The organism is Natronosalvus caseinilyticus (assembly GCF_017357105.1).
GTDB classification, from domain to species: domain Archaea; phylum Halobacteriota; class Halobacteria; order Halobacteriales; family Natrialbaceae; genus Natronosalvus; species Natronosalvus caseinilyticus.
In genome coordinates this window covers 1,841,990-1,856,799 of sequence record NZ_CP071596.1, presented here as the reverse complement: position 1 = coordinate 1,856,799, position 14,810 = coordinate 1,841,990, and the positions used below count along the sequence as shown (strand labels likewise).

Here is a 14,810-nt window from a genome sequence, read left to right as displayed (position 1 = left end):
CCCGCGGCGTAAACGTTGTTCTCTCGGACGGGGTCGCCGGAGTCTGTCACTCCTGCTCGAGGGCCGGTTCCGCATCGAACTCGTTGGAGCGGTCGGAACTGTGTCTGTCGACGGAGCGACTCCGGTCGACGCGCCCGATTGCCTCGTCAGTTTCTACGAGCCGATCGAGCCGTCGTTCGAACTCCGCGTCGTCGATCTCGCCGCGGGCGTAGCGATCCTTGAGCGTCTCGAGCGGCTCGTGCGCTCGTTGGCGCGCTCGCTCGTCGCCCCCGCGGGCGGGTTCGTCGGACTCGAAAGCGATCGCTGCCAGTTCCTCGCCCCAGAACAGAAACACCGGCGTGAGGAGAAACCAGCCGACGATCGTAATGGCTCCGGCCAGCCCCCCGAGACCCGCGACGCCCGCCAGTCCGGCGAGGGCGAAGGTCACGATAGCGACGAGCAACCAGAGGTCGTCGGCCACGAACGCAGCGAGATCGTCGGTCATCGGTTCGGTAGCTTGTCCTTACAGGTCGAACGTCTCGTCGCCCTCGAGAGCGACGACCTCTGCGCTGCTCCCCGCCGCTTTCACCTCGCGGGCGAAGTCGTCGGGATCCTGCTCGATCGGCGGGAACGTGTCGTAGTGCTGTGGCAGGGCGTAGTCGACGTCGAGCCAGTCGGCCGCGATGGCGGCCTGCCAAGGCCCCATCGTGAAGTGGTCGCCGATGGGCAGCGCCGCGGCGTCGGGCTCGAGGTACGGGCCGATGACCTCCCGCATCTCGGTCATGAGGCCGGTGTCGCCGGCGTGGTAGAACGTCGTCGACTCCTCGTCTTCGACCTGAGTCGGTTTCGTGTCCGAGACGACGAAACCGCCCGGCATTCCCGCGGAGTCCTCGTAGTCAGTCATGATGCCGTTGGTGTGGTCGGCGCGGTGCATCGTGACGAAGGCGTCGCCACACTCGACGGTCCCGCCGATGTTCATCCCCATGCCGCCGACGGCGTCCTCGAAGCCGAACTCGTCCTGGCAATAGGAGACGAGTTCCGGGGTCGCCACGAGCGTAGCATCCGAAAAGGCGCCAGCGTCAGCGATGTGGTCGGCGTGGCCGTGGGTGAGCAACACGTAGTCCGGCGACTCGAGGTCGTCGGCCTCGAGGTCCGTCTTCGGGTTGTCGAAGAACGGGTCGATCAGCAGGTCGGTACTGCCGACGGTGACGTGCCACGTCGAGTGGCCGTGCCAGGTGAGCTCCATTGCGGGTCAACCTACTCGCGTTATCGGCATAAAGGTGGGCGCGACCGTGTGCCGGCCGGATCCTCACGCCGGCCGCAGGCGCGTACGATCACAAATATTTATGTGGCGATGTGCTCGATAGTCGGTGACCGCACTGCTGACACACCACGCGGTCAAACCGATCAGGGAGACGGGGACTACCGGTTCGCGCGAACCGGGAGCGAAACACGGCGTTGCCGTGTCTTTTATTGGCCTACTGTCGACGGACGGTCGAGTCCCGGACGTGGGCCGAACGAGTACCACACACCGTCAATCATCAATCTTTACAGCGGTCGCCACGAGGGTACAGCGTATGCTCACCCTCTCGCTCGAAGACTTCACGATCGAACTCAAGGACGGCTCGGTGAAGAACGTCGGCCCGACGAACAAGTCCGCGACCGCGAAACTGTTCGACGTCTCCAGTGCGGAGGCCCGCGAGTTCGGCGACAAGCGCGTCAAACTCGTCTTCGAGGACGACGACGGAAACAAACTCCAGGCCGCGCTCTTTCCGGAGGAGGCTCGCGCGATCGCAGACGACCTCGAGGCGCTCGAGGCGGAATCACCGGTCTTCGAAGAGTGATCGCGCCCACGGCTATCGATTTCGGCGAACGATTCGCGCCGTCACGACGCGAGTGGATTTCGACAACCGTTTTAGGACGAACCTGCTTGTGTGAAGTAGATGGGTACCTGTATCATCTGTGGCAAACCCGTCGACGACCACGTGTGTGAGTTCCACGAGGAGGACGTCGCCTTCGAATTCGAAGGCACCTCCGCGTCGGAGCTCGTCACTTCCCGGTACTACCGGGGTTCGGTCGACGGCTACGCTGACTTCGGTCTCTTCGTCGACATCGGAGACCACGTCACGGGTTTGCTCCATCGAAGCGAGCTGGATCGTCGCCTCGAGAGTCTCGATCTCGAGCCGGGCGATCCGGTCTACGTACAAGTATTGGACGTCAGAGACAACGGCAACATCGACCTCGGCTGGTCGATCCGCCAGGACGACCGCGAGTTCCGCGGGAAGGTCATCCAGACCCCCGACGGCAACGTCCTGCCGGACGAGCGAGCCGACGACGGTGCCGAGTCCACTGACGAAACGAACGAGACGCAGTCGACCGATACCGCCGAGGTGTCGGCCGACGCTAACACCGACACCGAGACGACGTCGACCGCCGACGAGCAGTCAACGCCAGCGTCAGCCGCTGCATCGACCTCGACCTCGGCCTCGACCTCGAGCGACGACGCTGGTCACGGTTCGAACACGGAACCGAGTTCGACTTCGAGTCCGGGCTCGAGTTCGAGCGCCCACGCAGCAACCACGACCGAGGAAGCGACCCCCTCGACCCCGCTCAATCGGACCACGATCGACACGATCGAGAATCAGGTCGGCTCTATCGTCCGACTCGAGGGCGAGATCACGGGCGTCCGCCAGACCAGCGGCCCGACGGTCTTCGAACTCAGCGACGAGACCGGCACCGTCGAGTGCGCCGCCTTCGAGGAGGCCGGCGTCCGCGCCTACCCCACCGTCGAGATCGGCGACGTCGTCACCCTCGAGGGCGAGGTCGAACGCCACTACGGCGACCTCCAGATCGAAACGGAGACCCTCGAGGTACTCGAGGGCGAAGACCGCGAAACCGTCACCGAACGCCTCGAGGACGCCATCGATCAGCAGGCGCGCCCAACCATCGTCGCCCCGCTCGTCGACGACCCGATCGTCGAGACGGTCGAGGACGAAATCGTCGACGCCGCGACGGCCATCCGCCGTGCGGTCGTCGAGGCCCGCCCCATCGTCGTCCGTCACAGCGCGACCGCCGACGGCTACGTCGCCGGCGCCGCCCTCGAGCGCGCCATCCTACCGCTGATCGAGGAGAAACACACCCGCGACGACGCCGTCTACCACTACGTCGAACGCCGCCCGCTCGACGGCCACGTCTACGACATGGACGCCGCCACGGGCGACGTGACCTCGATGCTCGAGGCCCGCGACCGCCACGGCGAGCAGTTGCCGCTGATCGTGCTCGTCGACGCCGGGTCGACGACCGACTCGCTGGACGGCTTCGAACTGCTCGACATCTACGGCGCCGATCGACTCGTGATCGACGACAGTCGCGCCGACGCGGCGGTCGCCGATGCCGTGGACGTCGTGGTTTCGCCGTCGCTCGCCGACGAAGACGCCAGTAGCGACCTCTCGGCGATCACCACGAGCACGCTCGCGGCGAACGTCGCCGCCCACGTCAACGACGACGTGCGCGCTGACCTGGAGCACCTGCCCGCCGTGAGTTTCTGGGGCGACGTTCCGGAAGCCTACGCCGACCTGGCGGAAAACGCCGGCTACGACGCCGAGGACTGCGCCGAGCGACGGGAGGCCGTCGCCCTCGAGGCGTACTACCAGTCCTACAAGGACAAGCGCGAACTCGTCGCCGACTTGCTGTTCGACGGCGCCGGCGACGGCAACCTCGCGGCGCACGTCGCCGCCCAGTTCCGGGCCAAACTCGAGACGGAACTCGAGACGGCCCGGGAGAACCTCGAGGTTCGCGACGTCGACGGCCGTTCGGTCGCCGTGATCGACACCGCGGCGTTCATCCACCGCTTTAACTTCCCGACGACGACGCTGTTGCTCGACGAACTCCACCGACGCGGCGAGGAGTCGGTCACCCTCGGCGTCGGCGAGGACGAACTCTACGTGCGCTCGGACGACGACGTCAACGTCCGCGAACTCGGTGCGGCCCTCGAAACCACCGTCCCCGATGCTGGCATCACCGTCGTCGGCGGGCGTGACGGCTACATCGAGTTCCTCTCTGGCGAACGCGAAGCCGTTCGAGAGGCGGCGCTCGAGGCGCTCGGCGAGACGCTCGCGTAAGTCAGTTTTTCTCGTCTCGTTTGGCTCGAGCGGTACTGAATACGAAAAGCGATACGTCTCCTGAATTCGTCTACGGCAACGGATACGGAATACGTCCACGTCTACACCGACACATACAAACGACCCCATTGAAACGCTTTGACGGAGATTCGTGTGAGCGGTCGCACTGAATCTTGAGAGTGCACCTCGCCCCCAGAACAACTATCATCTTGCCAAGTAAATTCGTCCCTGATGGCTGAAATCTTCATCCGTAAGCAGAAGATTCGCCCCGGCAAAACCGAACGCCTCCGCGAGTGGATCGCGAAGATGGACGAGGAAGTCGAAGCCGACAGTCAGGGCGTCCGGGATATCTGGTCAGCGGAGAGTCTCCACACGATATCGTTGTTTATCGAACACGCTTCGGACGGCGACTATTTCGTCTGGTATCTCGAGGCGGACTCGATGGACCAACTCATCGACGCTCGACGCGCCTCGACACATCCGTTGCACGACGTCGAGGATACGATGATGGAGGACGTCCTGGAAGACCCGAACGAGAGTGGTGATTTCGAACCCCTGCTACACGGCGTGAGTCCCGAACGTCCGAACGACTTTGCTGTTCACCAGTACATCGAGGAGTCCTAATACACTCGCGCCCTGGATCGTGCTGAGATTCGATAAACAGTCCACGTAGTGTGCGTAGAGAGGGCCGATCTGTCAGAAACGATACCCAGAACATCAACTTTTTAGTGTCACAGCGATATCCGGAAGCAATGGTTTCCCCTGGACCGCCGGAACGGACGATAGAGGATATCCAGGAGTTCTTCAGTCGGACCGGACAGCCATCGACGCCAGTGTTCACCGAGGAAGTCGCCGAGGCACTCGAGTGTCCCCGTCAAACCGTCCGTCACTGCCTGGAGGCCCTCGCTGAACGGGGTGAAATTCAGACCAAACAGGGAGGCGACTCGAGTAGGGTCTGGTGGAAGGCTTCGGACGATCTCGCTGACGATCCACACCAGGACGAAACGCAGTTCAGCGCTCTGGTGAGTGCGGTCAAAGATTACGCGATCTTCATGCTCGATCCCGAGGGGTCGGTCGTCACCTGGAACGAAGGGGCCGAGCAGATCAAGGGCTATTCCGAAGCGGAAATCGTTGGCGAACACTTCTCGACGTTCTATACCGAGGACGATATCGCCGACGAGGTGCCCGATCACAATCTCGAAACCGCAGCGACAGCGGGTCGTGTCGAAGACGAGGGGTGGCGGGTCCGCAAGGATGGCTCGAGGTTCTGGGCAAACGTCACGATCACGGCTATTCGCGACAGGGAGGGCACGCTTCGAGGATTTACCAAGGTCACGCGCGACATGACCGAACGGCACGAGTACGAACAGCAACTCGAGCAGCAGGCAAACCGGTTCGAACAGCAGCGAGACGAATTCAAACGGGAACTCGACGACGTCTTCGATCGAATTGACGACGCGTTTTACGCGCTCGACGACGAGTTCCGGTTCGAATACGTGAACGAGCGCGCCGAGACGTTTTTCGGCACGTCGGAAGGAGAAATTCTCGGGCGAAAACCCTGGGAGGTGCTCGACGTCGACGAATCCGACTCGCTCTTCGAGAAGTTCAAAACGACGATGGTCGCCCAGGAACCGACGAGCTTCGAGCGGTACTCTGACCCACTGGGGATCTGGGCGATGGTCCGGGTATATCCCTCCGAATCCGGTCTCTCCGTGTATTTCCGGGACATCACTGAGCGGAAAGAGCGCGAGAGAGAGCTCGAACTGACGCGCGAACTCCTGGAGAAGGCCGAACGCATCGCGGACGTCGGCGGCTGGGAGATCGACACCGACACTCGAGAGGTGTTCTGGACCGACCACCTCTTCGAGATTTTGGGGATACCCGACGACGACGAACCACCGCTGGACGAAGCCCTCGACGTCTACAACGAGGCGGACCGACCGATCATCGAACACGCCGTCGAGGAGGCACTCGACACCGGCGAGTCGTTCGACGTAGAGGTTCGGTTCAGAACGCCCGATGGCGAGATACGCTGGCTTCACGTCAAGGGCGATCCCGACGTCGACGACGGTGAAGTCGTTTTGCTTCGTGGCGCGGTTCAGGACATCACCGAACGAAAAGAACGAGAGTGGGAACTCCAGCGCATCCGAGACCGGATGGAGTTCGCTCTCAATGCCACCGATTCGGTCGTCTGGGACTGGGACGTCGAGAACGACGAAGCGTCGTTCTATCCCTCCGAAGAATCGCTCTATGGGACGACAGTCGAATCGTGGGAGGAATTCGTCGACGTAATTCATCCGGACGATCGACAACGAGCACAGCAGGGTATCGAGAAGGCCCTCGAAACAGGTGAGCCAAAGCACGAGGAAATTCGAATTATTCGAGACGGAAACGTACGGTGGATCGAAGCGCCTGGCTACCCAGTACAGGACGATAACGGGTCGACCAGAGTGGTCGGTGTAGCTCGTGACATTACCGAACGAAAGACGTACGAACGGAAACTCCAGGAGTCGAACGAGCGCCTCGAGCAGTTCGCGTACGCGGTTTCTCACGACCTCCAGGAGCCGTTACGGATGGTCTCGAGTTATATCCAGTTGATCGAGAACCGCTACGCCGACGAACTCGACGAGGACGGCGAGGAATTCATCGAGTTCGCGGTCGACGGTGCTGACCGAATGCGGTCGATGATCCAGGACTTGCTTGAGTACTCCCGTATCCAGACGGAGGGTGATGCGTTCGAATCGGTGGAACTTGACGCGATCGTCGAGGACGTGTTGGCTGATCTCCAGTTCCAGATCGAAGAACACGACGCCAACGTCACGATTGACGATCTCCCAGAGATCGAGGGTGACGCGAGTCAGCTTCGCCAGTTATTCCAGAACTTGCTCGATAACGCTATCGAATACAGCGGTGACGAACCGCCACGCGTTCACGTCTCAGCCACACGAGACGGTGACGAGTGGGTCGTGTCGGTCTGTGACGAAGGAATTGGAATCGACCCAGAGGACCAGGATCGAATTTTCGAGGTCTTCCAGCGACTCCACACGCAGGAAGAATACGCCGGTACGGGGATCGGACTCGCACTATGTAAGCGAATCGTCGAACGCCACGGCGGCGACATCTGGGTCGATTCGGAGCCAGGTGGGGGAGCGACGTTTTCGTTGTCCATTCCGGTACCGGACACTACCGAGTAGGGACCAAAGATAGCGGTGTGCGCCTGGCGAGGGGATGCACAACGAAATGGTGCCATTTCACCGAACCGCACGGACACGAATTTCCCATCGAGAGAAACGTCTTTTTACTGAGAGGACGCAGGCGTGTACATGGACGAGGATCTATGGGAGCGATTTCGAGCGAACGCGACCGGCATCGCGTCGACGCTCGTCACCGGTCTCTGGCTCGGGTTGCTCGTCGGAGATATCGGCGGTGACCTGTGGCTCGCCGTGCTCATCGTCGGGTACGTCGGGGTCGTTCCCGTGGTGTCGATGCTCTTCGACGACGACGTGGATGAGGCGGACGAAACGGATGAATCGGACGAAGCGCGCGAATCGAACTGGGCGACCGACTCCGACGACACGGACGAAACTGGCACAACCGGCACACGCGAGCCCGACCAACGACAGCCCGCATCTCGAACTCCGTCGTCAGAAGACCGGGCCGACGCGCTCGCGACGCTTCGCACCCGGTACGCCGCCGGCGAGTTGACCGACGCGCAGTTCGAACACAAACTCGAGCGATTGCTCGAGGTCGAGACGCTCGAGGACGCCGAGGTCTGGGGGCGCGAACGTGACGAATCGACAGAGGAGAGGTCGGAACCGGGCGAACGGGAGCGATCGCTCGAGCGAGAAAACGAGTACGAGTACGAGCACGAACGCGAACGCGAACGCAAGTGATCGACTCGATCCGACGAGAATCGACTGCGGGAAGCGAAGTCAGTCCTTGGACTCGCCAGACTCTCCTGGCCGGTTCGCGCCAGTTTCGTATCGCCTCGAGTCGCCAGGATCGAGTGCTCGTTCGTCCCAGGTCCGTTCGGGCGGTCGCTCGAGCGCGTCGGGATCGGGCCAGGTGACGCCCTCGACGAAGGGAACCCCGATGCGCTCGGCTGCGCGGGCGATCATGTGCGAACCCGTCGGAATCGTCAGGAACAGAAAGAGGATGCCGACGAGCGCGGTCAGTCCTTCGGCGCCCGGACCGAAGTGGACGAACCCGGCGAGGAACATGGAGGCGGTTCCAAGGGTCGTCGGCTTGCTCGTCGCGTGCATCCGGTTGTAGACGTTGGGCAATCGCAGGAGGCCGATGGTGCCGACGGTCAGGAAGAACGTCCCGACGACGACCAGCGCGATTACGATCGTCGTTCGGATCACTCGATCACCTCCCCCTCGGTGAGGAACTTCGCGACCGCCACGGTCGCGATGAAGCCGATGATCGCCAGGACGAGGCTCACGGTGATGAACAACCCGCGATCGGTCAGCAGGGCCACGAGGACGGCGATTGCCACCACGTTTGTCGCGATGGCGTCGAGTCCGATGACGCGATCCGGTTCCGTCGGCCCGCGGATAACGCGATAGCTCGCGAGCACGCACAGGATACCCGCGAGTACCAGCGCCGCGCGGACGGTCGTCTCGAGTGCGGCCGGCGGAGCGCTCGGCTGCGTGGCCGAGAGCACCTCGAGGAGGGCGGGGTCAGTCACGACTATCGCCTCCATTTCCGTTCTCCCGCTCGGTTCTGTCGGCGGCCTCGAGTTCCTCGGCCAGCTCGTCCGCTGGCAACTGGTTCACCGCCGAGGTCTCGTCGGCGCGTTCGTCGGGCGGGGTCGGCGTGCTCGCCCGAGTGCCGCCGGAGACGACGATGTTCCGCGTCGGATCCTCGGGGCTCGCTCGCTCGTCGAAGATCACTAGTGCGTACTCCTCCCACGTCCTGATCGTTCTGGCGATCGCCTCCGGGTCGCGGCCGTCGACCGCGTGGATGTAGAGCGCGTTCGTCTCGCCGTCGTAGTCGAGCGTGACGGTCCCCGGCGTGATCGAGACGCTGTTGGCGATGGTCGTGATCGCGAGGTCGGTCTCGACGCGCATGGGGAACAGGAACACCTCCGGTTCGATCGGCATCGAGGGCGAGAGGACGCGTTTCGTGACGTCGACGTTCGCCCGTAGGATCTCCCAGGTGAAGATCCCGAGGTACGAAAGGGCGGACGGAATCGCGCGAACGCTCCGCGGGACGTCGACCCACTCGTCGTAGAGCCGACGGAAGACGAACGCGACGGGAAAGCCGACGGCGAGCCCCAGGAGCAGCTGTCCGAGGACGGCAGACGGCGTCAGGGTGACGCCGCGGACGAACACCCACAGGAGTGCGAAGACGACACCGGCGAGGGGCCAGGTTCTGGTCCGCATCAGTGGTCACCCCCGGATCCCGTCGAGACCTCGTCGGCCGGATCGACGGCCTCGACGTAGGCGTCGGCGTCCAGCGCGGCCTCGGCTCCGGCCTCGGCGAAGGCGTAGACGGGCTCGAAGCCGACGCCAACGCCGACGATCGCGAGCGCGAGCGCGAGGAGGACGGCCGCCTGCACGTGATCGGTCACCGCCGTCTCGACCGCCGTAGACGGCGGTCCCCAGAAGCTCCGCGTCCACAGGCGCGTCGCGTACACGAGCGACAGCACCGACCCGGCGACGACCACGATCACGAGCGCGCTCGAGGCCGTGCGCGCGGCGACGTCGAAGACGAGGAACTTCCCGAAGAAGCCCGACAGCGGCGGGATGCCGACGAGCGCGAGCGAGCCGACGAAGAACGGTACCGCGAGCGACGGACTGCGCCCGGCCAGGCCGCCCAGTTCGGCGAGGCGGCTCGTTCCCGTCGCGGTCCGGACCGCCCCGACCGCGAGGAAGAGTAGCCCCTTCGCGAGGGTGTGGTTGAGCGCGTACACGAGCGCGGCGACGATACCCAGAGTCCGGAGCTCCGGGACCGCCGCCGCGATGGCGACCGGGAGCGCGATGAACCCGACCTGGCCGATGCTCGAGTACGCCAGCACCGACTCGATGGAGCGGCCGCCGACGGCGCCGAGTCCGCCGACGAAGATGCTCGCGACAGCCATGGCGAACAGCGCCGCGCCGACGAAGACGAGTGGCGAGTCGCCGGCTAGCTCGAGGCCCGTGAACGGCACCGCGAGGGAGACGTCGACCGGCGCGTCGCCGACGACGGTGAACGAGAGCCGGATGATCGCGTAGATACCGACCTTCTTCGTCGCCCCGGCCAGCAGGGCGGCGATCTGTGGCGGCGCGGCCTGGTACGCCGACGGAATCCAGAACTGGAAGGGAACGAGCCCCGCCTTGATGGCGAAGACTGCGAGCAGGAGGCCGAAGAGGCCGACTACCGGCACGGGGTCGATACCGTAGGCCGCTGGCTCCGCGAGGCGCCTCGAGAGGTCGGCCATGTTGAGCGACCCCGCCGTGGCGTAGAGGCCGCCGACACCGAGCAAGAAGACGGCGCTCGCGACGAGGTTGAGGCTGACGTACCAGAACGCCGCCCGGGTCTGAAGGGGACCGCCGTCGTAGGCGACGAAGAGGTAGCTGGCCATGAGCATCACCTCGAACCAGACGAACAGGTTGAACAGGTCGCCCGTGAGGAAGGCGCCGGTCACGCCCACCATCAGGAAGTGAAACAGCGGGAAGTAGTACCGGTGGCGGTCGAGGTCGGGCAACACGCGGATCGAGGAGAGCAGCGAGGCTATCCCGATCACGGCGACCATCGTCAGCATGAACGCCGAGAGGCCGTCGACGACCAGCGTGATCCCGAAAGGGGCGGGCCAGCCGCCGACCTGGTAGGTCGCGATCCCCGGGGCGTCGGGCGCGAGCACGAGGTACCAGTCGATCGCCACCACGGCGAGCAGGTACGCGAGCGCGCCGAAGAGGCTGACGCCGATCCGGCCGCGGTGCTGGCGACCGGCGAGCAGGCTGGCGACGCCGGTCACGAGGGCGATCAGGAGCGGGGCGACGACGAGGGTGGAGGCCGCGTCGGCCCCGATCGCCGCCGGCATCGGCGTCCAGGACGCGATCACACTCATCGTCGATCACCTGCCTCGTCCGCCTCGGCCAACTCGGCCAGCGCGAGCGTCCCGTGTTCCTGGTACACCCGGTACGAGAGGAACAGGGCGAACGCCGTCATCCCGAAGCCGATGACGATGGCCGTCAACACGAGCGCTTGGACCAACGGGTCGGTGACCCCCGACGGAGGCTCGCCGTGGCCCGCCAGGACGGGGACTGCGTCGGGGCTAGCGGGAAGTATATTCCCCATCGCCAGCAGGTAGACGTTCGCCGCCTGGCCCAGCAGCGACAGCCCCCAGACGACGCGCACGAGGTCCTGCTGGAGCAGCAGGTACGTCCCGATGGCACACAGCGCGCCGACCACGGTCGCGACGACGATGGCGGTCATTCGTCTCCCACCACCGAGAGGATCGTCAGGAGGCCCCCGAGTACCACACAGAGGACCCCGAAGTCGAACGCCAGCGCGCTGGCGATCTCGACGTGGTGGTAGAGCGGGACCCCCTCGAACTCGCGGAACGTCTGGCTGAGGAACGGGTAGCCGAGGGCCATAGGGACCAGCGCACTGACGACGGCGATCGCCAGCCCGTACTCGAACAGTCGACGGTAGGCGAGGACGACGCGATCCCGAGAGGGTGGCCCGCCGGGTTCGACATCGCGTCCGAGGACGCCGCGCTCGAGGAAGTCGAGGTCGAACGCGAGGTAGATGACGACGAAGGCGGTGGCCGCGAGGACGCCGCCGATGAAGCCGCCGCCGGGGAGGTTGTGGCCCTCGACGAACAGCGAGGCGGCGACGACCAGGATGATGGGGACGACGACGCGGGCGGTGGTCCGCATGATTACGGTGGTCATCGGTCGTCACCTCTCGAGTCGTCTGTGTCCGTGTCCGTGTCACCAGTTTCCGCGTCGATGTCCGTACCCGTTCCTGTATCGCTAGTTTCCGTGTCCACGTTCGTATCCGTCTCTGAATCGTTAGTTTCCGCGTCGATGTCCGTATCCGTCTCTGTGTCGCCGGTTTCTTCGTCCGTGTCTCCGTCCACATCCGTCTCACCAGTCGTCGTGTAGAACCCCTGCGCGTCGCCCCCGAGCCCGCGCTCGAGGACGTCGACATCGTCCGGATAGTCGTCCGCCTCGAGTCGCGCTCGCTTCGCCCGGTCGCCCGTCCGTTCGGTGTTCGAGCGCATCGTGATCAGGGTCGAGATCGAGATAGCCGCGAGCGCGACCACGACGAGTTCGCCGAGCGTGTCGAATCCCCGGAAGTCGACGAGGGTGACGTTGACGATGTTCGTCCCGCCGCCCTCCGGCACGGCCCACTGGACGTACTGGCGGGCGACCTCAGTCGTGCCGTCCGGACGGGCGCCGGTCGTCACGACGACGGTGACGAAGGCGGTCACGCCCACGAGCATCGAGAGGCCGACGTCCCGGACCTCCCCCACCAGCGATCGGCCCGTCTCGACGAACTCGGGAACTTCCTCGATGACGAGCAAGAAGAGCACGAGGACCAGCGTCTCGACGACTAGCTGGGTCAACGCGAGGTCGGGCGCGCTCGCCAGGATGTAGAAGATCGCCAGCATGAACCCGAGGATCGAGAGCGTCAGCACCCCGGAGACGTGGCTTCGGGCGACGACGACGGCGACGCTCGCTAGCACTGCGACGAGCAGGATCAGGGCGACCTCGAGTCGCACGTCCGTCCCGAGTTCGAACGGCGTGATCGCGCCGGTCGCGACGAAGCCGCCGAGGACGAGCGCGCAGATGCCGAGGAGCGTCCAAGTCGCGTAGGTCCGGAGAAGGCCGTCGTGAACCGTCGCGTCGAGCCGGTCGGCCAGGACCTCGAGGCCGTCGACGGTGCCGTCGTACCAGCGCGACGGGTTGACGGCACGCGTTCGGCCGACGAGTCCGATTGCTCCGCGGTGGAGTCGGTCGACGAACGGGAACAGGCCGACGCCGAGGGCGATCGTCACCGCGCTCATGCCGACGGGGAGGCTGAGGGACGTGGGAAGTCCGACGTGCATCTCGTGGGGATCGGTCGCCGTCGCGTCGAAGCCCGCCTGGACGATCGCCTGGACGGCGAGGTCGGGGTCGACGCTGACGACGACGGCGAGCAGCGTCAGGACGGCCGGCGACGCGAGCAGCGGGATCGCCGGTCGACCCGCGTGCTCGGGCGTGGAGACGCGATCGCCGAAGAAAATCGACAGGAACCGCAGCGAGTATAGCACCGTAATGATGCTCCCGAAGACGGCGACCACCGGGTAGATCCACTCGAGGACGCCGACGTCGTGGTAGGTGCCGACCTCGAGGACCGCCTCGAAGAGCAGTTCCTTCGAGTAGAAGCCGTTGAACGGCGGGATGCCGGCCATCGAGAGGGCGACGATGGTCGTCATTCCGGCCGTGATCGGCAGGTGATGACGGAGCCCTCCAAGTTCCGAAAGGCGCCGGGTCCCCATCTGGTGGGCGACGATGCCGGCGATGAGGAAGAGGGCGGCCTTGAACAGCGCGTGGTTGAGCAGGTGGAAGACGCCCGTCTCGGCCCCCAGATACGACGGGACCCCGAAGCCGGCGATCATCAGGCCGAGGTGGCTGGCCGTCGAGTACGCGAGCAGTTCCTTGATGTCCGTCGACGCCAGCGCCAGGACCGCACAGACGACCATCGTCGTCAGGCCGAGGGTCACGAACAGGAGGAGCCACTCGGAGCCGACGAAGATCGGTCGAACCCGGCCGACGAAGTAGACGCCGACCTTGACCATCGTTGCGGAGTGCAAAAAGGCAGAGACCGGCGTCGGCGCGGCCATCGCGTTCGGTAACCAGAAGTGCAGCGGGACCTGCGCGGACTTCGACGCCGCGCCGACGGCGATCAGGCCGAGGGCCGGGAGGAACAGCCCCCGTTCGCGGAGGCCCGCCTCCATCGCGTCGGGATCCTCGAGCATCGCCGCGAGGTCGAACGCGGCGGTCGGGCCGATGGCGTCGCCGGCGACCAGCGAGAGGAGGAGGAGACCGACCAGCAAGAACAGGCCGCCGCCGGCGGTGACGATCATGGCCATACGAGCGGCCCGCGTCGAACCCGGATCCGACGTGTAGTAGCCGATCAGGAGGAACGACCAAATGCTGGTGAGTTCCCAGAAGACGAAAATCGCGATCAGGTCGGCCGCCAGCGCGACGCCGATGATCGAGCCCATGAACGCGAGCAACGCGCCGTAGTAGCGGCTCAGCCCGTCCGACCCGCGAACGTACGCTGGCGAGTACGAGAAGACGAGGACACCGATGCCACTCGCGAGCAGGGCGAACAGCAGTCCCCAGCCGTCGACGGTGAACCGGAGCGCGATATCGAGAGTGGGTATCCAGGCTAGCTCGACCGTCCCCGGATCGGTCGTCGCCGTCTCGTACTGGGTGGCGAGCAGGCCGAACGAACAGAGGGCAACGAGGGCGCCGACGTAGCCCGTTCGCTCCTCGAGGAGGCGAACGAACAGCGGGGCGAAGCCGGCAGCCAGAAAGGGGAGAAAAACCGCCGCGAGAACGACCAACAGGTCGGGAGACATGCGATACGCCGACGATAAGACGAGGCCGTCCTTAAACGATTACCTTTCGGGTTTCGGCTCGGGGTTTTCGGCCGTGACCTCGGCCGCGACCTCGAGCCCGGGATTCCGCCCTCGAGAGTTCGACACGCTTATTCACGAACGGGCAC

Annotated in this window: 14 protein-coding genes; 5 read left to right on the top strand and 9 right to left on the bottom strand. The window is 64.8% G+C overall.

Annotation, left to right across the window (positions count from 1 at the left end):
• Positions 1 to 46 precede the first annotated feature (46 nt).
• Both J1N60_RS08995 and J1N60_RS08990 read right to left on the bottom strand, forming a co-directional pair.
• A complete protein-coding gene (locus J1N60_RS08995) occupies positions 47 to 484 on the bottom strand; it encodes an SHOCT domain-containing protein (RefSeq protein WP_312912391.1) in 438 nt (145 codons plus the stop codon).
• Positions 485 to 502: 18 nt separating this feature from the next.
• Positions 503 to 1,225 (bottom strand): metal-dependent hydrolase, encoded by a 723-nt coding sequence (locus tag J1N60_RS08990; protein ID WP_312912390.1) that lies wholly within the window; start codon positions 1,223 to 1,225, stop codon positions 503 to 505.
• A 331-nt stretch (positions 1,226 to 1,556) separates the two neighbouring features.
• On the opposite strand from J1N60_RS08990, the gene J1N60_RS08985 reads away from it, so the two are divergent.
• The 5 genes from J1N60_RS08985 to J1N60_RS08965 all read left to right on the top strand — a co-directional run bounded on the left by J1N60_RS08985 (position 1,557) and on the right by J1N60_RS08965 (position 7,993).
• A complete protein-coding gene (locus tag J1N60_RS08985) occupies positions 1,557 to 1,823 on the top strand; it encodes a hypothetical protein (RefSeq protein WP_312912389.1) in 267 nt (88 codons plus the stop codon).
• Between the two features lie 99 nt (positions 1,824 to 1,922).
• Positions 1,923 to 4,100, top strand: coding sequence for a DHH family phosphoesterase (locus J1N60_RS08980; RefSeq protein ID WP_312912388.1), 2,178 nt, complete (start codon positions 1,923 to 1,925; stop codon positions 4,098 to 4,100).
• A 231-nt stretch (positions 4,101 to 4,331) separates the two neighbouring features.
• Complete coding sequence (locus J1N60_RS08975) at positions 4,332 to 4,724, top strand: DUF6176 family protein (RefSeq protein WP_312912387.1); 393 nt, start codon at positions 4,332 to 4,334, stop codon at positions 4,722 to 4,724.
• Positions 4,725 to 4,852: 128 nt separating this feature from the next.
• Positions 4,853 to 7,294, top strand: coding sequence for a PAS domain-containing sensor histidine kinase (locus tag J1N60_RS08970; protein WP_312912386.1), 2,442 nt, complete (start codon positions 4,853 to 4,855; stop codon positions 7,292 to 7,294).
• A gap of 129 nt (positions 7,295 to 7,423) precedes the next feature.
• Positions 7,424 to 7,993: an SHOCT domain-containing protein gene (locus J1N60_RS08965; RefSeq protein ID WP_312912385.1), complete on the top strand. Its 570-nt coding sequence runs from the start codon at positions 7,424 to 7,426 to the stop codon at positions 7,991 to 7,993.
• 39 nt (positions 7,994 to 8,032) lie between these two features.
• Here J1N60_RS08965 and mnhG read toward each other — a convergent pair whose 3' ends face one another.
• From mnhG to mbhE, 7 genes are read right to left on the bottom strand one after another with little or no spacing between them, the layout of a single operon-like run.
• Positions 8,033 to 8,464 carry a monovalent cation/H(+) antiporter subunit G gene (mnhG, locus tag J1N60_RS08960; protein ID WP_312912384.1) on the bottom strand — a complete coding sequence of 144 codons (432 nt, stop codon included), beginning with the start codon at positions 8,462 to 8,464 and terminating at the stop codon, positions 8,033 to 8,035.
• A complete protein-coding gene (locus J1N60_RS08955; protein WP_312912383.1) occupies positions 8,461 to 8,805 on the bottom strand; it encodes an MrpF/PhaF family protein in 345 nt (114 codons plus the stop codon). The genes mnhG and J1N60_RS08955 overlap by 4 nt, the downstream gene beginning before the upstream one ends.
• Positions 8,783 to 9,487, bottom strand: a complete 705-nt coding sequence (locus tag J1N60_RS08950; RefSeq protein WP_312912382.1) for a Na+/H+ antiporter subunit E — start codon at positions 9,485 to 9,487, stop codon at positions 8,783 to 8,785. The genes J1N60_RS08955 and J1N60_RS08950 overlap by 23 nt, the downstream gene beginning before the upstream one ends.
• Positions 9,487 to 11,154 (bottom strand): complex I subunit 5 family protein, encoded by a 1,668-nt coding sequence (locus J1N60_RS08945; RefSeq protein WP_312912381.1) that lies wholly within the window; start codon positions 11,152 to 11,154, stop codon positions 9,487 to 9,489. The genes J1N60_RS08950 and J1N60_RS08945 overlap by 1 nt, the downstream gene beginning before the upstream one ends.
• Positions 11,151 to 11,522, bottom strand: a complete 372-nt coding sequence (locus tag J1N60_RS08940; protein WP_312912380.1) for a sodium:proton antiporter — start codon at positions 11,520 to 11,522, stop codon at positions 11,151 to 11,153. Before J1N60_RS08940 ends, J1N60_RS08945 begins: the two co-directional genes overlap by 4 nt.
• A complete protein-coding gene (locus J1N60_RS08935) occupies positions 11,519 to 11,983 on the bottom strand; it encodes an MnhB domain-containing protein (RefSeq protein ID WP_312912379.1) in 465 nt (154 codons plus the stop codon). The genes J1N60_RS08940 and J1N60_RS08935 overlap by 4 nt, the downstream gene beginning before the upstream one ends.
• Entirely contained in the window at positions 11,980 to 14,664 is a 2,685-nt protein-coding gene (gene mbhE, locus J1N60_RS08930; RefSeq protein ID WP_312912378.1) for a hydrogen gas-evolving membrane-bound hydrogenase subunit E, read from the bottom strand. Before mbhE ends, J1N60_RS08935 begins: the two co-directional genes overlap by 4 nt.
• Positions 14,665 to 14,810 lie beyond the last annotated feature (146 nt).